Source organism: Kouleothrix sp. 19917, from assembly GCF_057073505.1.
On record NZ_CP097099.1, the window covers coordinates 1,720,699 to 1,740,049 of the forward strand.

The 19,351-nt window shown below is 64.3% G+C and carries 14 protein-coding genes and 1 riboswitch; of the genes, 8 read left to right on the top strand and 6 right to left on the bottom strand.

What is annotated here, in order from left to right:
- The first annotated feature begins 4 nt into the window (after positions 1–4).
- The 7 genes from M1P90_RS07080 to M1P90_RS07110 all read left to right on the top strand — a co-directional run bounded on the left by M1P90_RS07080 (position 5) and on the right by M1P90_RS07110 (position 8,924).
- Positions 5–1,873, top strand: a complete 1,869-nt coding sequence (locus M1P90_RS07080) for a peptide ABC transporter substrate-binding protein (RefSeq protein ID WP_483701903.1) — start codon at positions 5–7, stop codon at positions 1,871–1,873.
- An 87-nt stretch (positions 1,874–1,960) separates the two neighbouring features.
- Positions 1,961–2,902 carry an ABC transporter permease gene (locus tag M1P90_RS07085; protein WP_483701904.1) on the top strand — a complete coding sequence of 314 codons (942 nt, stop codon included), beginning with the start codon at positions 1,961–1,963 and terminating at the stop codon, positions 2,900–2,902.
- Between the two features lie 2 nt (positions 2,903–2,904).
- Positions 2,905–4,428, top strand: a complete 1,524-nt coding sequence (locus M1P90_RS07090) for a transposase (RefSeq protein ID WP_483701905.1) — start codon at positions 2,905–2,907, stop codon at positions 4,426–4,428.
- Between the two features lie 14 nt (positions 4,429–4,442).
- The gene (locus M1P90_RS07095; protein ID WP_483701906.1) at positions 4,443–5,093 is read left to right on the top strand and encodes an ABC transporter permease; all 651 of its coding nucleotides are present in this window, start codon (positions 4,443–4,445) and stop codon (positions 5,091–5,093) included.
- 203 nt (positions 5,094–5,296) lie between these two features.
- A riboswitch (cobalamin riboswitch) is annotated at positions 5,297–5,440 on the top strand.
- Positions 5,441–5,726: 286 nt separating this feature from the next.
- Entirely contained in the window at positions 5,727–6,782 is a 1,056-nt protein-coding gene (locus M1P90_RS07100) for an ABC transporter substrate-binding protein (protein ID WP_483701907.1), read from the top strand.
- 259 nt (positions 6,783–7,041) lie between these two features.
- Complete coding sequence (locus M1P90_RS07105) at positions 7,042–8,127, top strand: FecCD family ABC transporter permease (RefSeq protein WP_483701908.1); 1,086 nt, start codon at positions 7,042–7,044, stop codon at positions 8,125–8,127.
- Positions 8,127–8,924 carry a heme ABC transporter ATP-binding protein gene (locus M1P90_RS07110; protein WP_483701909.1) on the top strand — a complete coding sequence of 266 codons (798 nt, stop codon included), beginning with the start codon at positions 8,127–8,129 and terminating at the stop codon, positions 8,922–8,924. Before M1P90_RS07105 ends, M1P90_RS07110 begins: the two co-directional genes overlap by 1 nt.
- A gap of 6 nt (positions 8,925–8,930) precedes the next feature.
- Here M1P90_RS07110 and M1P90_RS07115 read toward each other — a convergent pair whose 3' ends face one another.
- From M1P90_RS07115 to M1P90_RS07140, 6 genes are all read right to left on the bottom strand, one after another.
- Entirely contained in the window at positions 8,931–9,812 is an 882-nt protein-coding gene (locus tag M1P90_RS07115) for a TRM11 family SAM-dependent methyltransferase (RefSeq protein ID WP_483701910.1), read from the bottom strand.
- A 1,168-nt stretch (positions 9,813–10,980) separates the two neighbouring features.
- Positions 10,981–12,453 (bottom strand): phospholipase D-like domain-containing protein, encoded by a 1,473-nt coding sequence (locus M1P90_RS07120; protein ID WP_483701911.1) that lies wholly within the window; start codon positions 12,451–12,453, stop codon positions 10,981–10,983.
- A gap of 275 nt (positions 12,454–12,728) precedes the next feature.
- On the bottom strand, positions 12,729–13,121 hold the full coding sequence (locus tag M1P90_RS07125) for a hypothetical protein (protein WP_483701912.1): 393 nt from the start codon (positions 13,119–13,121) through the stop codon (positions 12,729–12,731).
- Entirely contained in the window at positions 13,118–13,729 is a 612-nt protein-coding gene (locus M1P90_RS07130; RefSeq protein ID WP_483701913.1) for a peroxiredoxin family protein, read from the bottom strand. Before M1P90_RS07130 ends, M1P90_RS07125 begins: the two co-directional genes overlap by 4 nt.
- A 174-nt stretch (positions 13,730–13,903) precedes the next feature.
- Positions 13,904–15,142: an MFS transporter gene (locus M1P90_RS07135; RefSeq protein ID WP_483701914.1), complete on the bottom strand. Its 1,239-nt coding sequence runs from the start codon at positions 15,140–15,142 to the stop codon at positions 13,904–13,906.
- A gap of 1,375 nt (positions 15,143–16,517) precedes the next feature.
- Positions 16,518–17,219: a PQLLE family protein gene (locus tag M1P90_RS07140; protein ID WP_483701915.1), complete on the bottom strand. Its 702-nt coding sequence runs from the start codon at positions 17,217–17,219 to the stop codon at positions 16,518–16,520.
- 833 nt (positions 17,220–18,052) lie between these two features.
- Between M1P90_RS07140 and M1P90_RS07145 the strand changes: the two genes are divergently transcribed.
- A complete protein-coding gene (locus tag M1P90_RS07145) occupies positions 18,053–19,216 on the top strand; it encodes a glycosyltransferase (RefSeq protein WP_483701916.1) in 1,164 nt (387 codons plus the stop codon).
- The last annotated feature ends 135 nt before the right edge of the window (positions 19,217–19,351 follow it).

The following is a 19,351-nucleotide window of genomic DNA, read 5'->3' on the forward strand; positions in this document are numbered from 1 at the left end:
ACCCATGCGTACAACCAGATTCTCGCGCTTTGCCCCGGCGTTTATCCTGCTCCTGCTTCTGTCGCTGCTGCTGGCAGCCTGTGGCGGCGGCGCGCCAGCCACTGCCGAGCCAACCGCCGCATCCGCGCCCGCCGCTGGCGCAACTGCCGCCGCGCCCGCCGCCGAACCCACGGCCGCCGCACCCGCCGCTGAGGCTACCGCCGCGCCCGCCGCCGAGCCGGCCGCCGGTGCCACTATGAATGGCGTGACGCTGCCCGCCGATGCTGCCCCGCCTGAGCAGCAGGTCTTTGTCGTTCACTACGACAACACCGCCGACTTCACCACCATCGACTTCTTCGAGTCGGTCTACAAGCGCGGTGGCGCAATCACCGACGTGCTGTCCGACCCGCTGGTGCGCCTCGACAAGAACTTCAAGGTCAATCCCGGCGCAGCCACTGAGTGGAGCGTCGATGCAAGTGGCCTGGTGTGGACCTTCAAGCTCGATCCCAACCTGATCTGGAGCGACGACACGCCGGTGACTGCCGACGACTATGTTGCCACCTTCCGCTACGCCGCCGATCCCAAGCACGCCTGGGACTTCACCTGGTTCTTCCAGGGCGTGATCAAGAACTGGAGCGAGGTCGTCGAGGGCAAGGTGCCGGTCGACCAGCTGGGCGTGGCTGCGGCCGATGCCAACTCCTTCACCGTCACCACCGTTTCGCCCGCGCCCTACCTGCCCGCCATGATGCTCTACAGCAACGCGCTGCAGAAGAAGGCGCTGGATGCACATGGCGGCCTGTACAACTCCGACCCGGCTACGTCGGTGTCGGCGGGCCCGTTTGTGCTGAAGGAATGGCGCAAAGGCGACCGCCTGGTCTACGAGGCCAACCCGAAATACAAAGGCACGAACAAGCCTTTCATCCAGAAGATCATCTGCATTGGCGCGAACGTCAGCAACGACTTCACTTCGTACCAGGCCGGTGAGATCGACTTTGTGGCCGGCCCGAACCTGTCGCCCGCCGACAATGAAATCATCGGCGCCGACCCAGACCTGACCAGCCAGACGCACTCGCACTACGGCGACTTCCGCACCGACTACCTGTTCTTCGACACCAAGAACCCGCCCTTCGACAACCTGAAAGTGCGCCAGGCGTTCAGCCACATCATCGACCGCGACACAATCATCCAGTCGATCATCAAGCCGACGCAGGGCATTCCGGCCTACTCCTTCCTGATGCCGGGCTTCCCCGACGCAAACTCGCAGGGCCTGAAAGATATCCAGAACTACGACCCGGCCGCTGCCAAGGCGCTGCTGGCTGAAGCTGGCTACCCCGACGGCAAGGACTTCCCCAAGCTGACGCTGTGGCTGCGCAATGAGGCTCCGGTGCGCCAGGCCATGGCCCAGGCAATCGCCGCGTCGATCAAGCAGAACCTGAACATCGACGTCGAGGTCTCGAACAAGGAAAACAAGACCTTCACCGACGCGATGAACGCCAAGCCGACGCAGATCCAGTTCGGTATGGTTTCCTACGGCTTCGACTACCTCGATGCCTCGAATATGCTGAGCGTGTGGCTGAGCGGCGGGCGCCATAACTGGAACAACACGCAGTTCGACGACCTGGTGAAAAAGGCTGCGGCCTTCACCGGCGCTGCGGCTGAACGCACCAAGATGTTCCAGGACGCCGAGAAACTGCTGGTGTCGGATGTAGGCGGCATTTTCATCTACCACCGCACCGTCAGCGACATCTACAAGCCCTACCTGAAAGGTACCGAGCTTGAGGCCGATGCGAACGGTGTGGCCGCGATGCACTGGCCGGGCTACTCGGGCTACAGCCAGCTCGTCGGCTCGATGTACATCTCGAAGGATGTTGGCAGCCGCCAGATTCCGCAGTAGCCAGTGTTGAGTTTTAAGTGTTGAATTTTGAGTTAAACCTAATTCAAAATTCAACACTTAAAACTCAAAATTCCAAAGGGGATGACTATGGCGCGTTACCTGCTCGGCCGGCTCATCGGCATGGCCATCGTCTTTATTATTGTTTCCATCGCTGCATTTCTGCTGATGCACTCGGTGCCTGGCGGGCCATTTGACGAAGAAAAATCGCCGCTGCCGCCGGCTGCGCGCGCCAACATCCTGCGCAAATACGGCCTCGACAAGCCGCTCTACGAGCAATATGCGCGCTATATGTGGAATGCGCTCCATGGCGATTTTGGCACCTCGTTCCAAAGCCCCACCGAAACCGTTATTCAGCTGATTGGCCGCGCCTGGCCCACCAGTATCATGCTTGGCGGGCTGGCGATGCTGATTGCCTTCACGCTTGGCCCGCTGTTTGGCATCCTGGCTGCGGTGAAACAGAACAGCTGGATCGACTACGTGGTCACATTTCTTTCCACGCTGGGCCTGACTGTGCCCAGTTTTGTGATCGCGCTGTGGCTGCTGCTGCTGTTTTCGGTGCGGCTGCGCTGGCTGCCCACGGGTGGCTGGCCCAACGGCACGCCCGGCGACTGGAAAACCGTGATTATGCCTGCAACCGCGCTGGCGCTTGGCCCGCTTGGCGTGGTGGCGCGCTACACCCGTTCCAGCCTGGTCGAAGTGGTGCACGCCGACTATATTCGCACCGCGCGCGCCAAGGGCCTGTCGGAGCGTATGGTCGTGATCCGCCACGCGCTCAAGAATGCGCTCATCCCGCTGATTACCGTGTTCGGCCCGCAAATCCCCAACCTGATCACCGGCACGATTTTTGTGGAAGTGCCGTTCCGTGTGCCGGGCCTGGGCAAGTTCTTTGTGTCGAGTATCTACCTGCGCGATTACCCGATGATCATGGCGACGATGCTGCTGGTCGCGATGCTGTGGAGCTTCACCTACCTGCTGAGCGATATTTTGTACACGCTGGTCGATCCGCGCGTCCGTCTGTACGGAGAGTAGCCATGAGTGTTGCAGCCCAACCGTCGTCTGTCGCGGCCCTGGCCGAGCCGCAGCGCAAGCCAGCCAGCCTGTGGCGCGATGCCTGGCGGCGCTTTTTCAAGAACAAGCTGGCCGTTGGCGCGCTGGTGGTGATGGGCGTGCTGGTGGTGCTGGCTGTCGGCGCTGATGTGATCGCGCCCGCGCCCTACGATTTTTCCGAGCTGAAAGACGCCAACCAGTTTCCCTTCCAGAACACCAAGCACATCCTCGGCACCGATACGGTTGGGCGCGATTTCCTGAGCCGCCTGATCTATGGCGCGCTTGACTACCATACAGAACACATGTTCAAAAAGCTGATACGCGCCACTTCTGGTATGCTTGTCCTTGCTGACGACCGTTTCCAGTCAGGAGAAGCTCCCATGAGCGACACGTATCGGCGCTATCGTGCCATAAAAGACGGGATTATGCAATTCTATCACCCGCGTCCTCACGGCCATCGCGAAAAGCATCTCAACACCTTGGCTGCCTTGATCTGTGGCTTGGTCGGCGGTCGACACGCCCACCTCTCGCTTTGCGCCGATCACGCACCTACTGGCCGCATCAAGCAAGAAAGTCTGATTGAACGCTTTCGCCGCTGGCTCAAACACGAGCGCCACACCATCGACGGCTGGTTCTCTCCAGTTGCTCGGGAATTGCTCGCCACGCTGGCCAAACAGCCACTCCATCTGGTGATGGATGGCAGTGTGGTCGGACGCGGCTGCATTGCCCTGATGCTGAGTGTGGTCTATCACGGGCGCGCGTTGCCGCTCTGCTGGCTGGTGGTGCAAGGGAGCAAAGGCCATTTTCCTGAACACCTGCATTGTGAACTGCTCTCCCAAGTCAACGCACTCGTGCCTGATGATGCCACCGTGATCTTCTTGGGCGATGGCGAGTTTGATGGCATTGAACTGCAGGCGCAACTCCAGAGCTACGGCTGGCAGTATGTCTGCCGAACCGCCGCAAACATCCTGGTGACCTGCTATGGTGTGAGGTTTCACCTCAGCGCGCTTGAGCCAGCACCAGGCGAGTATCTGGCAGTCAGTCCCGCCGCAATGACGGCGAAACAGTATGGTCCGCTGAGCCTTCTGGCGCTCTGGGACGCGCAGGAGCAGGACGCACTGTATCTCGTCACAAACCTGGCAGATTTGGACGAGGCGGCACGGCTCTACAAAAAGCGAGCGCATATCGAGACCTTCTTTTCTGATCAGAAAAGTCGCGGGTTTCATATCGATAAAAGCCATCTCTCAGAACCAGCGCGGCTCAGTCGCTTCTTGATCGCCTCGTGCTTGGCATATATCTGGATGGTGTATTTGGGCGTGTGTGCGTTGCAAGACGGCTGGATGAAACTGCTGCATCGTGCGGATCGGTGTGATCTCAGTTTGTTTCGGCTGGGAGTGCGGCTGCTTGCTCGCTGTCTCAAGGAAGAGCGACCGATACCCGATGGGTTTCTGGTTCCCTCAGAGCTGCCTGTCACCCTCGTCCGCACATTTCACAAGCCTGCCGTCTAGCCCTGATTTTCTGTATGGTAGTGAATGGCGCGCGCATCTCGCTGATCGTCGGCTTTTCGGTGCAGGCAATCGCCCTGCTGATTGGCATGACTCTGGGCACGCTGGCGGGTATGTTCGGCGGCTGGGTCGACTATATTGTGATGCGCTGGGTCGAAGTTTTGACCGCCATCCCGATCTGGCTGTTTGCGCTGTTCCTGATCTCGGTCTGGCGCGCGTCGGATGCCGACAGTGGCGGCGGGCTGCTGAAGGTGGTTGTGGCGATTGGCGCGATTGGCTGGGTGGATATTTGCCGCCTGACGCGCGCCCAGCTCCTCACGCTGCGCCAAAAGGATTATGTGCTGGCTGCCCGCGCAATTGGCGCGTCGCCCTTCCAGATTGCGGTGCGCCACCTGCTGCCGAACGCGCTGGCCCCGCTGATCGTGGCGATCACGCTGGGCGTGCCGGCTGCGATGTTCACCGAGGCGGGCTTGAGCTTTCTGGGCTTTGGGATCAACGACCCGCTGCCAAGCTGGGGCAAAATGGTGGCCGACTCGAATTCCTATATTCGCGTGTACTGGCACCTGGGCCTGTTCCCCACGCTGATGATTGCGATTACGATGCTGACCTTCTCGTTTGTGGGCGATGGCCTGCGCGACGCGCTCGACCCGCGCACGAATAAATCGTAGAAGACAGGAATCAGGGGTCAGCGACCAAGTCCAGGGCCAAGTCAAAGTTCCAAAAATTCATCCACAGATTACACAGATGACGCAGATCATAGACCTCAAATCTGTGTAATCTGCGTCATCTGTGGATATCACGTTCTCATTCCAATCTGATCTCCGACTCCTGACGTTTGATTGCTGCTATAATGCGCGGCTGCGTACTTCAATAATCGAATATGCCTTGAGGTGACCCGCAAGCCCGGAAGCTAGGGCGTAAAGGTGGAAGCTGGTGCGAGTCCAGCGCTGTGCCGCAACTGTATGCAGGCTGCAAGCCTGCGAGCCAGGATACCTGCCTCAAGCACGCTGCCGCGCCCTTCTCGTCGCAAGAAGGTGAAGCTGGCCGCGCCCGCTGGCGTTTCGCTGGCTGCGCGGCGCTCGTTCGCCCGATCTTCGCTTGAAGACCGGGTTTTTGTTTGCGCCAGCGAAGCGCACGAAAAACGCGAGTAAGGTCATAGAGCGCACACAGGCCACGGAGATAGAGCCAACCTGAGGGTTTAGGGTCTGGGGTTTTGGGATTGAACATACAACGTGCAAACCGTCAGGGCGTCTCGCTCTCTGCGTGCTTCGTGGCTCAAACTCTTTTGAAAGGATCGTATGATGTATAAAATCTCTCTCCGCCTGCTGGCTGCCGCATTGCTGGCGCTGGTATTAGCCGCCTGCGGCGGCACACCGGCCAGCGCGCCAACATCCGCCCCGACCGCCGCGCCAACATCCGCCCCGACCGCCGCGCCAACATCTGCCCCGACCGAGCTTCCGCCCACGGCCGCGCCAACCGAGCTTGCGCCCACAGCAGCGGCCAGCACGCCCAGCGGCGAGCCGATCTCGCTGACCGACGCGGCGGGCCGCACGGTAACACTGCCCGGCATTCCGCAAAAAATCGTTTCGCTCTCGCCAAGCACCACCGAGATCGCATTTGCGCTTGGGCTTGGCCCGCAGGTCGCGGCGGTCGACGACTTTTCGGATTACCCGTCCGAGGCGAAGAGCCTGCCGAAGATCGGCAGCACCAATGGCGTCTACAACACCGAGCAGATTGTCGCGCTAAAGCCCGACCTTGTGCTGGCGGCGGGCATCACCGCGCCCGAGGCGATCAAGCAGCTCGAAGACCTCAAGCTGACTGTGCTGGTGCTGGGCAGCCCACAAACCACGCTCGACTCGATCAACAATGATATTCTGCTGGCGGGCAAGGCGACGGGCAAGAGCGGCGAGGCGCAGCTTCTGGTGAACACGATGCGCAGCCAGCTCAACGACCTGAAGGCCAAGCTCTCGACCGCAACCAGCAAGCCGCTGGTGTACTGGGAGCTGGACGCGACCGACCCGACCAAGCCGTACAGCGTTGGGCCGGGCAATTTCGTCAACGATATTATTGCACTGGCGGGCGGCACGAATGTGTTTGCCAGCGCCGATTCGGCCTACCCGCAGGTCAGCGCCGAGCAGGTTGTTGCCGCCAAGCCCGAGGTGATCATCCTTTCCGACGCGGCCTACGGCGTGACGGTCGATTCCGTGCTGACGCGGCCGGGCTGGGCAGGCATTCCCGCCGTGCAGCAGCAGCGCGTCGAGCCGATTGACGACAACCTGGTGAGCCGGCCTGGCCCGCGCATCATCGAGGGCGTGAGTGCGGCGGCGAAGATTATTCACCCGGAATTGTTCAAGTAACGGTTGGAAGGTTTGCTGGTTGCGGGTTTGCACGTTTGAAGGTTGCAGGTTGGCGACGAACGACGAACGAGGATTAAACCGCAAAGTGCGCAAAGGACGCAAAGATTTTGAGATGGCGACCGATGAAGTGTAAATGACTGATGGCGTCCTGAGTGCGGCGCAGCCGCGTATCGAATGGCGCTGAACGCAAAATGCACTGCGGTCTGCCGATTGCTGCCTGCTTACTGCCTACTGCCTACTGCTTACTGCCTACTAAATCATGACGACCAACGAACAATCACAGGCTCACACGCCCACGCGCTTGCCCGCTCACCCATTGCGCCGGCAGTGGGCGCTGTTTGGTGGCGCGCTGCTTGTGCTGGCGGCGATTGTGGTGCTGAGCGTGGCGATTGGCAGCGTCTATATCCCGCCCGGCACAACCCTGCGGATCACGCTGGCGCAGCTGCCTTTCGCGCGCATCGCTGCCGACTGGCCCGACACCTACGCGACGATTGTGCTCCAGATTCGCCTGCCGCGCGTGGCGCTGGTGGGCCTGACCGGCGCGGCGCTGGCGTGCTCGGGCACGGCCTACCAGGGGTTGTTTCGCAACCCGCTGGCCGATCCCTACCTGATTGGTGTGGCGAGCGGCGCGGGCCTGGGCGCGGTTGGCGCGATGCTGCTGCGCGCCGCGCTGCCGGTGCTGGGTGTGTGGCTGGTGCCGCTTGGCGCGTTTGCCGGCGCGCTGGCAACGGTGGCGCTGGTCTATGGGTTGGGCCACACCGGTGCGGCCTCGCCAATCACCGCGCTGCTGCTGGCGGGCGCGGCGGTGGGCGCGCTGGCAACTGCCGGCTCGACCTTTCTGCTGCTGCGGATGGGCAACCAGGCCGTGCGCGTGCTGGCCTTTCTGATGGGTGGCTATGGCAGCGCCGGCTGGGGCGGAGTGCTGGCGGTCGCGCCGTTCACGCTGCTGGGCTTTGCCTTGCTGTATCTCTATGCGCGCCCGCTCAACCTGCTCTTGTTCGACGCCGAGCAGGCGCGCCAGCTGGGCGTGGATGTCGAGCGCGTGACGCTGATTGTGGTGGTGGCAGCAACACTGACCACGGCGGCGGCGGTAGCGTTCAGCGGGCTGATCGGCTTTGTTGGGCTGATCGTGCCACACACTGCGCGCCTGCTGGTAGGCGCGGATCACCGCCGCCTCCTGCCGCTGGCAACGCTCGGCGGCGCGGGTTTCCTGCTGCTGGCCGACCTGCTGGCGCGCACGGTGATCGCGCCCGAAGAGCTGCCGCTGGGCGTGATTACGGCGCTGGTGGGCGCGCCATTCTTCCTGTGGCTGCTGCGCCGCGCCCGCCACGGCACGGTGCTGTGATGCTGACGATTGCGGGCCTGAGCGCGCAGTATGGCGGCACACAGGTGCTGCGCGACATCATATTCGATGCCGCGCCGGGCGAGATCATTGGCCTGATCGGGCCGAATGGCGCGGGCAAGAGCACGCTGCTGCGCGCGATCAGCGGGGCGATTGCGCCAAGCGCGGGCGCGGCGCGGCTGGATGGGCACGAGCTGGGGCGGCTTTCCGCGAACGAGCGGGCGCGGCTGGTGGCGGTGGTGCCGCAGATCGCGCATATGCCGGCGGGTTTTTCCGTGGCCGAGGTGGTGCTGATGGGTCGCGCCCCGCACCTGCCGCGCTTTGGCGGCGAAAGCGCGCGCGACCGCGAGATTGCGCGGGCGGCGCTGGCCCGCACCGATACGCTGGCGCTGGCCGGGCGCGCTGCCCACACGCTTTCCGGCGGCGAACAGCAGCGCGTGCTGATTGCGCGGGCGCTGGCGCAGGAGCCGCGCGTGCTGCTGCTCGACGAGGCGACCGCGCACCTTGATCTGAAGCATCAGGTGGGGGTGCTGGGGCTGGTGCGCCAGCTTGCCCGCGACGGCATGATTGTGATTGCGGCGCTGCACGACCTGAACCTGGCGGCCGTGTACGCCGACCGGCTGGCGCTGCTGCGCGGCGGCGGGCTGCTGGCGCTCGGCACGCCCGCGCAGGTGCTCACGCCCGACTGGCTGCGCGCCGCCTTTGACGTAGACGCCCTGGTGAGCACGCACCCTCTGTATGGCACACCCCTGGTGGCGCTGGCAGCCGGCGATCCACACGCCAGCGCGGCCGGCTTGTAGCACTGGCTACGCATCAGCCGCTGCTTCTTTTTCCTTCCGAAAGATCAGAATAAACTGGTGCACCTGATTCGCCACAAAGGCGTAGGGGTAGCCAAACGGGTAGAGGTTCTGGCTTTGGTCGTGCCAGATGCGGTAGCCGCGAAAGGTGAGATCGGGCAGCTGCAGCAGCTCGGCGACGATGTCGGCATGGAGCATGTTGTGGTGCTCGCGCGTGGGCTGCATGTCTTTGGTGAACAGCACGAGGTAGCCACGCGGCCGCAGGTGGGCGAGCGCCGCGCCGAAGATTGCGCGCAGCTCGGCCAGGAAGTCGCGGTAGCCCAGGTTGCCGAGGTCGGCTGGGTCGAGGGTGAAGGGCGTGGCCTCGCCCTGGCCGCGCTTTTTGCGCTCGCCGGTTTTGGGCTTGGCCATCATCTGCGCGTAGGGCGGATCGCTCAAAATCAGGTCGAATGGCGCGGCCGTAACTTCGGGGTACTCGCCCAGGCGGCGCGCATCGCCCACCACCATTGTCTGCGGGGCCAGCCCCAGCTCGGCACAAACCTGCGCGTACAGCGCGGCGTACTCATCCGACAGCTCGATGCCCACGCCCGCGCGGCCTTCCAGCGCGCAGCCAAGCAGTGTGCCGCCCACGCCCGCAAACGGGTCGAGCACGCGCCCGCCCGGCTTGGTGAAGAAGCGGATCAGCTCGGCCATGAGCTGCGGCGGCTTGGGCGAAGGATGGGCGCGGCGCAGCGCGTGGGCGTAGCCCTCGGGGCCGGTGGTTGGGTAGCGCGTGGCGAGCACCGAGCGCAGCGCGTAGGTCCACTCGCGGCCGGTCAGGTCATTCAGCGTGTTGCGCGGGTCGATCTCGCCGCCGGGCGGGCTGGGCTGCGGGTCGTCGGGCTCGGTCATGGGTGGGCCTCGGGCAGTGCGTCGGGTCGGGCGCATCATACCATGCTTTTTTGCTCGGGCCGCAAGCAGTGCCAGCTTCAAGCCAGTTTGCTCGGGCCGCAAGGCCTCAAGCAGTGCCTGCTTCAAATCAGTTTGCTCAGGCCGCAAGGCCGCATCTTTCTCTATATCTGCAAGCAGTGCCAGCTTCAAAGCAGTTTGCTCAGGCCGCAAGGCCGCAGGGGCTATGCCGCCCCTGCACCCTGCACTGGGGCTTGCGCCCCAGACCCCAAATTTTAGGTGGTAACCATTTGCAAGTTTGCCTGTCATGCCTCCGTTATGCTCATCGCTGGCAGCGAACGATGAATGAAGGTGGCGGCTGTGAAGGTTTGCCTGTCATGCCTCCGTTATGCTCATCGCTAACAGCGAACGATGAACGAGGGCGGCTGTGAAAGTTTGTCTGTCATGCCTCCGTTATGCTCATCGCTAACAGCGAACGATGAACGAGGGCGGCTGTGAAGGTTTGCCTGTCATGCCTCCGTTATGCTCGCCGCTGGCAGCGAACGATGAACGAAGGTGGCGGCTGTGAAGGTTTGCCTGTCATGCCTCCGTTATGCTCGCCGCTGGCAGCGAACGATGAACGAGGGCACATCTTTCTCTATACCGGCAAGCAGTAGCAGCTTCAAAGCAGTTTGCTCAGGCCGCAAGGCCGCAGGGGCTATGCCGCCCCTGCACCCTGCACTGGGGCTTGCGCCCCAGACCCCAAATTTTAGGTGGTAACCATTTGCAAGTTTGCCTGTCATGCCTCCGTTATGCTCGCCGCTGGCAGCGAACGATGAACGAAGGTGGCGGCTGTGAAGGTTTGCCTGTCATGCCTCCGTTATGCTCATCGCTGGCAGCAAACAATCAGAAAAGTTGCGGCGAACAAGCTGGTGCAGCAATCCTCGTTCGATGCCTTGCCTTCATCCACAACGGAGGCATGACACATCGGCATTTCGTGAGTCGATCACGCTCTTTGCAGGGTCCAGGGACGCAGTCCCGGCGGCGAGGTGCAGGAGGCCGGCGGCGGCCTCTTGCCGCGGAGCGCGAGGGCGCGTAGCCCTCGCAATAAACGAGGGCGGACACATAGGTCCGCCCAGACAAGCCCTCAGATAATACGAGGGCGCGCAGCCCTCGCAGCGCCACAAAAGAATCACGGATACGTCAACCGACTCACCTCCGCACCAGTGGCATCGCTCAGAATGGCCGTGTCGCCGCTGTTGTTCCACACCGCCGAGCTGCGCCCCCAGAACAGGTTCGCCTCGTTGTCGGTGCCAGCCTTGACCCACACGCGCACCTCGGCGCCTGCCGCCAGCGTGAATGCGGGAAAGGTATAAACATTTGGCGTTGATGCCAGATCGCGCAGGGTGTAGCCAGTCATGTCGAGCGCGGCGCTGCCAGTGTTCGCGATCAGCACCGACTCGTCGAGCGCGACGGGCGGCGCGGCATCCACGGCGATGATCGCGGCCTGGCCGGTGCTGGGCGGCGTGCCGGCGGTGGCGAGCGGGATAAAGATGTCGGCGTTGCAGCGAAACTGGCTGGGCTGCGTGATCGTCTCGCGGCTCAGGCGCGCAAAGTCGTCGGCGTAGGCGCTGGCGAGCGCGGCGTCGTGGGCGATCAGCATGTTTTCGTCGTTCGCCGTGACGGCGTTGCTGGTCCAGTTGGTGCTGCCGGTGATGATCTGCGGGTCGCTGTCGGTGCCGGCGTCGATCACGGCGTACTTATCGTGCAGCTTGGATTTCCAGCCTTCCACGCGCAGCACAACGCCCGCCGCGCACAGTGGGTCGCGCTGGCTGAACTGGCTGCCGTCGGCGGTGCCATCGAGCAGCACGTCGACTCGCACGCCGCGCGCGTGGGCGTCGATCAGTGCCTGCGCCAGTGGCGCGCTGGTGAAGGTGAACATCGCCACCTGAATACTGGTGTCGGCGCTGGCGAGCGCAGCGATCATGCGCGCCTCGACGCCGTCGGTGGGAGCGAAGGCGATCTCAAGCGCGCTGCCTGCGACGGTGGCGCTATGCGGCGTGTTGTCGGTCTTTTTGGTGTGGAACTTGCCGCCAAACATTTCGTTGAACTCGGTGGTGTAGATGTCGGCAACAAGCGTGGATGTGATCACAAGCGCATTTTCGCCGTTGCGCACAAAGGCGTTGTCGGAAAAGTTCGCGCTGCCGGTCCACGTCACGCCGCCGTCGAACACCGCAAACTTGTTGTGCATCAGCGCGGAGTTGGCGGTGCCGCCCGCGTTGCGGTCGGTGACGAGCGGGATGCCGGCGCTGGTGAGCGCGCCGTAGAAGGGCGCGTACGAGGGCAAATCGCCGTCTTCGTCGTCGCCCACGACGCGCACCGCCACGCCGCGCGCCTTGGCGGCGAGCAGGGCATCGCGCACGCTGGCGCGGTCGAAGTCGTACAGCGCAATGTCGATGCTGGCGCTGGCCTGCGCCGCCAGCGCGGTGAACATGGCGTCGGCCGCAGTTGGCACGGCAGTGTCGGAGTTTTGCAGGCTGCCGAGGAAGATCGGCGTGATGCCTTCGGCGGGCGCGGCGGCGAGCCGGGCGGGCGCAGCGGCAGCAGCGAGCCAGAGCAGCAGGAACAAGGCGGTAAGTGTGCGGCGAGTTTGTGTGTGGTGCATGGCGATCCTATCCGCAGTAGTTTGAATGTTTGCAGGTTGCAGGTTCACAGGTTTCACGTGCGCTCAAAATCTTTGCGCGCTTTGCGGTTCATAAAAAATTGGCAGTGGGCAGGAGTTTTGAGTGTTAAATGTTGAATGTTGAGTTTGCAGATGGCAAGTCAGCAGATTTCACGTTTCACTCAAAACCTTTGCGCTCTTTGCGTTCTTTGCGGTTCATAACAAATCGACAGGCGGCAGTAACCTTCAAACCTTCAACCTCTCCGTGTCTCTGTGGCTCATTCACCGGTCGCCCGAAAGCGCGCATAGCTCAGCATCAGCAGCAGCCAGATCACAATCAGCGTCGGCAGCGCGATCGGCAGGATTTCGTCGATCGCGATATGGAAGAAAAAGATGTCCATCCAGTCGCGGTGGTAGGTGCCGCCGAGATACAGCAGGTCGGGCAGATTGGCCCACAGCGCCAGCGCCAGCGGGGCCACGCCATCCAGTCGCGTTGCCGCCAGCCCGTAGTAGCTGGCCGCCAGCAGCGCCAGCAGCGCAACATCCCAGCCCATCAGAGTGTGCAGAAAGAAGTGCTGCGCGCCGCCGAAGTACAGCTCAATCGCAAACAGCGGCGCAAGCGCCAGCGTGGGCGCGAGCAGCAGCGCGAACTGCATGCGGCGGCCCGTCATGGCTGCGCCCCCTCGGCCAGCGCCACGATGCGCTCGGCGGCAATTGGCGCGCTGGGCTGCACGGCGACCGCGCGCACCGTGCCCGCGCCGTCGATCACAATAATCGCATTGGTGTCAACCGGGCCGTTGCTGCCGTCGGCGCGGTGGTAGACGCCATAGGCGGAGGCGACTGGGTGCAAGCCGGCAACCGGCGCTTCGGCAAGCAGGCCAAAGCTCAGGCCCAGCTGGCGCGCAAAGCTGCGCTGCACCGACGACAGGTCGGTAGAGATGGCAAACACCGCCGCGCCACGCGCTTCCAGCTCGGGCAGCGCCGTTTGCAGCGCGGCAAGCTGTGCGCGGCATGCGGCGCAGTTCATCGAGGGCACAAAGGCCAGCACAACGACATTGCCGCGCTGCTCTTCCAGGCTGGCGGTGCCACCCGCCGCGAGCGGCAATGTCCACGCGGGCGCGGGCTGGCCCACCAGCACCAGGGGAGTGCGCGATTGCCGCTCAACATACACGCCGAAGCCGCCGAGCGCAAGCAGCGCCAGCGCGCCCAGCAGCACCACCGTGCCAAGCTGGCGGCGCTGCGCGGGGGGAAGCTCGGTTGTGGCGGGGCGATGCGGCATAGCAGTCGGCAGTCGGCAGTCGGCAGTCGGCAGTCGGCAGGCGGCAGGCGGCAGTCGGCAGTCGGCAGTCGGCAGGTTTGAGTGTTGAATGTTGAATATTAAGTTCTCTGTGCCTCTGTGTCTCTGTGGTTCAATATTTTTAGCTCTTTGCGGTTGTTCTCCCGTCGTCGATCGTCACTCCCCGGCGGGCAGCAGCGCCGGCGAGAAGAACGCGACCAGCGCGAGCGCGGCGGTGCCGAGGATCAGGCCATTCAGCGCCAGCACGTTTGCCAGCGCTCCCCCCAGCCCCGCGCCCAGCGCGCTACCCAGCCCGAGCAGCAGCGTATAGATGCCCATGGTTGTGCCGCGGCCCTCGCCGCGCCCGGCCACGTCGGCCAGATAGGCCAGCCCGGCGGGAGTGAAGCCGCTTTCGACGACGATGGTGAGCGCGAGCACGGCGGTGAGCGCCCAGCGCAGCGCGGGCGGCCACGCCTCGGCGCTGTTCAGCAGGTAGATCCACGCGCTGGCGACCAGCATGGCGGCGATGGTGATTCGCAGCGCCCGCACGCGCGGCATGCGCGCCAGCAGGAAGCCCCACAGTGTCACGCCAATGCCAAACACCACGGCGTAGCCGAGCAGGATCGCGCCGACCTGGCCGGGTGTGAAGCGCCCGACGAGGAACTGCCCCGCCACGGGCGGCCCGCTGAGCTGAAAGCTGATGTGCGTCAGCCACAGCCCCACCACCGCATTCATTGCCAGCCACGCCGGCGACAGCCGCCGCAGCAGCGGGTCGCGCAGGGCGCGGGCGAGGCCGCCCAGCGGCGCTTCGGCGGATGTGTGCGACGGCGCGGCTGCGCCCTCAGGTGTAACTGTGCCCCAGAAGAACAGCGCGGCCGCCAGCAGGTAGACCACCGCGAGCGCGCTGAATGCCAGCGCCGCCAGTTGTTCCCACAGCACGCCGCCCAGCAAGCCGCCCAGCGCCAGCCCGCCCAGCAGCGACAGCTCGTAGAAGCCCATGACGCGCCCGCGCCGCGCCGCATCATCGCGCGTGACGTCGGCAAGGTGGGCCAGCAGCGCCGGGCCGCCCGCCGCCGTTGCCACACCCTGGAGCGCGCGCGCCAGGTAGAACAGCAGCACCAGCGCACCCAGCCCGAAGATCTGTGTAGCCGCCGCGCCGAGCAGCGCACCCGCCACCAGCAGCGCGCGCGGCGACCAGCGGTCGGTCAGAATGCCCACCGGCACCGCGCCGGCCACTTCGGCCACGTTCACCACCACGCCCAGCGCGCCAACCAGCCCGGCGTCGAAGCCCTGGCCTTCGCGGGCGAGCGCGGCAAGGTAGAAGCCAATCAGCGCGCCCGCCGCCGACGAGGCGATGCGCAGCAGGGCGTTGGCGATCAGCACGGCCAGCAGGCGGCCAGATTCGGGGCGCGTCATGGTTCCTCGGCGTAGCACGGCGGAGCAGCGTCTGCGCGGGTATTGTAGCACAGCGCGCCGCAGCGAGAGAGCAGAGGAGCGGAGAGTGAATGAGCGGGCGAGGAGATGACAAGATGACAAGATGAAGGGGTGACAAGGTGAAAGGGTGAAAGGGTGAGCGTAGAACGCAGAGCGCAGAGCGCAAAACGATAAAAACTCATACCAATCGCAAATCGTAAATCTTCGCGCCCTTAGCGCTTTTTGCGGTTTATTTTCCCGGTCGGCAGCGAGCAGTCAGCAGGAGGCAGTTCGCGACAACCTTCAAGCTGAGCTTTTTACGGCGATGGGACTGGATGATTATGCTGAGCAACACCGCGCTGCCGCTACGAAGGTGGATAAGTCGGGTGAGGATGCGGGTGCTGGCGCGCGGGGCTAAAGCCGCCGCGCTACCAAGCGACGCCTGCTGAAGCAGGCTTAGGGTTTCGATCATAGCCCGCGTAGGCGGGCTTCGCTGTATGTAGCCCGCCCGTTTACGGGCCGGGCGCGGTGCGGGCGCGGGCGGGTGCGCCCCGCCGCACGATACGCGCTGCGCGCCGCTCAGCATGCAGGTGGTGGTGATAACGGCGCAGGCTGGGTATGATGCGCGTGGCGAAAGAACGAGCGCATCCTGAGTGGCCGTAGGCCGTATCGAAGGATGCGCGATGTGGGGGGTGCATCCGCGCGGGGCTAAAGCCGCCGCGCTACCAAGCGACGCCTGCTGAAGCAGGCTTAGGGTTTCGATCCTAGCCCGCGTAGGCGGGCTTCGCTGTATGTAGCCCGCCCGTTTACGGGCCGGGCGTGGTGCGGGCGCGGGCGTATCGCGCCCTTCCGCTTCGATACGCGCTGCGCGCCGCTCAGCATGTGGGTGTTGTACCTGTTCTGCGAGGGCTGCGCGCCCTCGCGCTCCGCGCCAGGAGGCTGCCGCCAGCCTCCTGGACCTCGCCGCCGGGACTGCGTCCCTGGACCCTGCAAAGAGCGTGACACGTAAACGAAATATCCGCGTGTCATGCCTCCGTTGTGCCATTGAGCAGGCATCGAACGAGAATTGCCATACCAACTTGTTCGCTGCAACTTCTCTGATTGTTTGTTGCCAGTGGTAAGCATAACGGAGGCATGAGCGTCCGGCGCTATGGAAGAGAATGCCTGAAATTTGGGGTCTGGGGCAGCGCCCCAGCCGTAGGGCGGGTACCCACGAAGTGGGTGGGGTGCGCGGCCGCACCCTTGCTGCGGGGAACGGGGCCGCATAGGCCCCGACAAGCCTGTAGAAATGCGTCCTTCATCCACAGATGGCACAGCGTTCGCGTGCACAGCAATCTGCGAAATCTGTGTCATCTGTGGATGATCGCTCTCAGGGGCTTTACACCGCCGCGCGTTTGGGCGTGCGCGGGCGGGCACGCCTGGCCGCGCCCAGGCTCACCAGCTGCTCGGGTGTGTCGGCCAGCGCGATGCGCGCCACCTTCATGTACATGCCCACCCACTTCACCAGCGCGGTGATCGCATCGTTCTGCGTGCGCGTCGCGGCCTGCGCAGCGCCCGCCGCCGTGCCGCGCGCCTCCAGCGCCGCTGCCAGCGCAGCGGTTTTGGCGTAGTCGGCGGTGAGCCGCGCTGTGTCGAAGCCATAGGTGCCCAGCGTGGCTTGCAGCTCGCGATTGCTCAGCGCGTTGCCATACATACGCTCGGCCGCCGAAAGAAAGCCGCTGATGCTTTGCGGCATGCGCACATCCAGGCCCAGCGCCACGCGCTGCGGCGAGCCGGGCGCAAACACGGCACGCGCGATCTTGGCCAGCGCCTGGTAGCGGTCGCGCGCCGCCAGCTCGGCAGCGCCAAGATCGGCCACGGCCCGGCGCAGGTCGCCCGCTGCGACGCGCTGCGCATTCACGGCGGCGTTGGCGGTGGTCAGCAATGCCTGCCCCTCGGCAATACGCTCGGTCGTGTAGCCATACTCTTCCACACGGGCCAGCAGGGCGGGGTTGTTCAAGGTGTTGTTGATCGCCAGCCGGGCCGTGTTAAGCCGGTTGGCAATCGACATGCTGCGGTGAGTCCGCGAACTGCTTTTCATGGTTGCTCCTGATTGTTAGGTTGACGCCAGCGCAAAATCGCGCGGCTTGCTTGGATGGACGGTCGGCGGCGAGCGCGCGCCCGCCGTGGAAGGTGCTGCGCCGGTCGCGCAGTGTAAAACGCTCCTTTCGCTGGTTCGGGCGCACTTTGCGCGATGTGCGGCGGCGTCTCGCACGCACGGTTGCGGCCTGCGCAGGCACTTTTTCCGCCGACGCCGCACTGGTATACCCCTGCGCACAACACTGCTGCTACCAGCGCATCGCTCGTATACCCCTGCGCACAACACTGCTGCTACCAGCGCATCGCTTGTATACCCCTGCGCACAACACTGCTGCTGCCAGCGCATCGCTTGTATACCCCTGCGCACAACACTGCTGCTACCAGCGCATCGCTTGTATACCCCTGCGCACAACACTGCTGCTACCAGCGCATCGCTTGTATACCCCTGCGCACAACACTGCTGCTACCAGCGCCGCACGTGCATTGAGGCATCTGCGCAGTGCCGCGAGTATAAAATAGTATGGCGCTGTGTAGTATTCCAAAAGCGCGACTGAATCATTGCGATTGCGGAGCGTTGCCTAACGGCGGTGATGACAAGATGACAAGATGACAAGGTGAAAGGGTGAAAGGGTGAGCGCAGAACGCAGAGCGTAGAGCGCAGAACGATGAACGTTCGTCCCAATCGTAAATCGCAAATCGACAATCGTAAATCCCCAGCCCTCCGTGCCTCCCTGCCTTGTCTGAAAAGCCGCCAGTCTTTTGGCGGGCCAACAAAAGACCACTCCGTGGTTCATTCTCTCGTCGGTGGTCGGTGGTCGGTGGTCGCAACGAAGTATGCTACACTACACCATCACGCCGCTGTGTGCGCCAAACGAAGCTATGCACATCCTGCACATCTATAAGGACTATGCCCCGGTGCTGGGCGGGATCGAGAACCACCTGCGCGACCTGAGCGAGGCGCTGGCGGCGCGCGGCCACCGCGTCACCGTGCTGGTCACCAGCCTCGACGGAGCGACGCACACCGAGCAGCCCGCGCCGGGCCTGACGGTGATCAAGGCGGCGCGTGCGCTGCACATGGCCTCGACGCCGCTGAGCCCGGCGATGATCGAGGCGGCGCGGGCGCAGCGCCCCGACGTGGTGCACCTGCACTTTCCCTACCCGCCCGGCGACCTGGCCGCGCTGGCGGTGCCGGGCAAGCCGCCACTGGTTGTGACCTACCACAGCGACATTGTGCGCCAGCAGACGCTGCTGCGCCTGTATCGCCCGCTGCTGGAAGCGACACTCAGCCGGGCGGCGCGCATCCTGCCCACCAGCCCGAACTACCTTGTCTCGTCGGCGTTTTTGCGCCGCCACGCCGCGCGCTGCACCGTCGTGCCGCTGGGCATCGACACAGCGCGCTTTGCCGCGCCCGATGCGCGCAAGGCCGCGACGATCCGGGCGCGCTACCCCGGCCCGCGCCTCTTGTTCGTCGGGCGGCTGCGCTACTACAAGGGCCTGCATCACCTGCTCGACGCCATGCCCAGCGTACGCGCCGAGCTGCTAATCGGCGGCACTGGCCCCGAGCGCGAGCGCCTCGAAACTCAGGCGCAGCGGCTTGGCATTGCCGCGCGCGTGCACTTCCTGGGCGACGTGCCCGACGAGGATTTGCCCGCGCTGTTTCAGGCCGCCGATCTGTTTGTGATGCCGGCGCATCTGCGCGCCGAGGCGCTTGGCCTTGCCCAGATCGAGGCGCTGGCAAGCGGGCTGCCCTGCATCAGCACCGAGCTTGGCACCGGCACCAGCTTCGCCAACCTCGATGGCGTCACCGGCCTCGTCGTGCCGCCCGCCGACCCGGCCGCGCTGGCCGGCGCAATCAACACGCTGCTGAACGACGCCGAGCTGCGCGTGCGCTATGGCGCGGCCGGCCGCGAGCGCGCCAGCACGGTCTTTTCGCGCGATCACATGGTCGATCTGGTCGAGCAGGTGTATCGTGAGGTTGCGAGCGGGCGGGGCAGGTAGGAGGCAGTGGGCAGGAGGCAGGAGGCAGTGGGCAGGAGGCAGTGGGCAGGAGGCAGTGGGCAGGAGGCAGTGGGCAGGAGGCAGAAGGCAGGAGGCAGGAGGCAGGAGGCAGTGGGCAGGAGGCAGTGGGCAGGA

Coding starts and splice junctions, on each gene's coding strand:
- M1P90_RS07080 (WP_483701903.1), top strand. CDS start 5: ATGCGTACAACCAGATTCTCGCGCTTTGCCCCGGCGTTTATCCTGCTC.
- M1P90_RS07085 (WP_483701904.1), top strand. CDS start 1,961: ATGGCGCGTTACCTGCTCGGCCGGCTCATCGGCATGGCCATCGTCTTT.
- M1P90_RS07090 (WP_483701905.1), top strand. CDS start 2,905: ATGAGTGTTGCAGCCCAACCGTCGTCTGTCGCGGCCCTGGCCGAGCCG.
- M1P90_RS07095 (WP_483701906.1), top strand. CDS start 4,443: ATGGTAGTGAATGGCGCGCGCATCTCGCTGATCGTCGGCTTTTCGGTG.
- M1P90_RS07100 (WP_483701907.1), top strand. CDS start 5,727: ATGTATAAAATCTCTCTCCGCCTGCTGGCTGCCGCATTGCTGGCGCTG.
- M1P90_RS07105 (WP_483701908.1), top strand. CDS start 7,042: ATGACGACCAACGAACAATCACAGGCTCACACGCCCACGCGCTTGCCC.
- M1P90_RS07110 (WP_483701909.1), top strand. CDS start 8,127: ATGCTGACGATTGCGGGCCTGAGCGCGCAGTATGGCGGCACACAGGTG.
- M1P90_RS07115 (WP_483701910.1), bottom strand. CDS start 9,812: ATGACCGAGCCCGACGACCCGCAGCCCAGCCCGCCCGGCGGCGAGATC.
- M1P90_RS07120 (WP_483701911.1), bottom strand. CDS start 12,453: ATGCACCACACACAAACTCGCCGCACACTTACCGCCTTGTTCCTGCTG.
- M1P90_RS07125 (WP_483701912.1), bottom strand. CDS start 13,121: ATGACGGGCCGCCGCATGCAGTTCGCGCTGCTGCTCGCGCCCACGCTG.
- M1P90_RS07130 (WP_483701913.1), bottom strand. CDS start 13,729: ATGCCGCATCGCCCCGCCACAACCGAGCTTCCCCCCGCGCAGCGCCGC.
- M1P90_RS07135 (WP_483701914.1), bottom strand. CDS start 15,142: ATGACGCGCCCCGAATCTGGCCGCCTGCTGGCCGTGCTGATCGCCAAC.
- M1P90_RS07140 (WP_483701915.1), bottom strand. CDS start 17,219: ATGAAAAGCAGTTCGCGGACTCACCGCAGCATGTCGATTGCCAACCGG.
- M1P90_RS07145 (WP_483701916.1), top strand. CDS start 18,053: ATGCTACACTACACCATCACGCCGCTGTGTGCGCCAAACGAAGCTATG.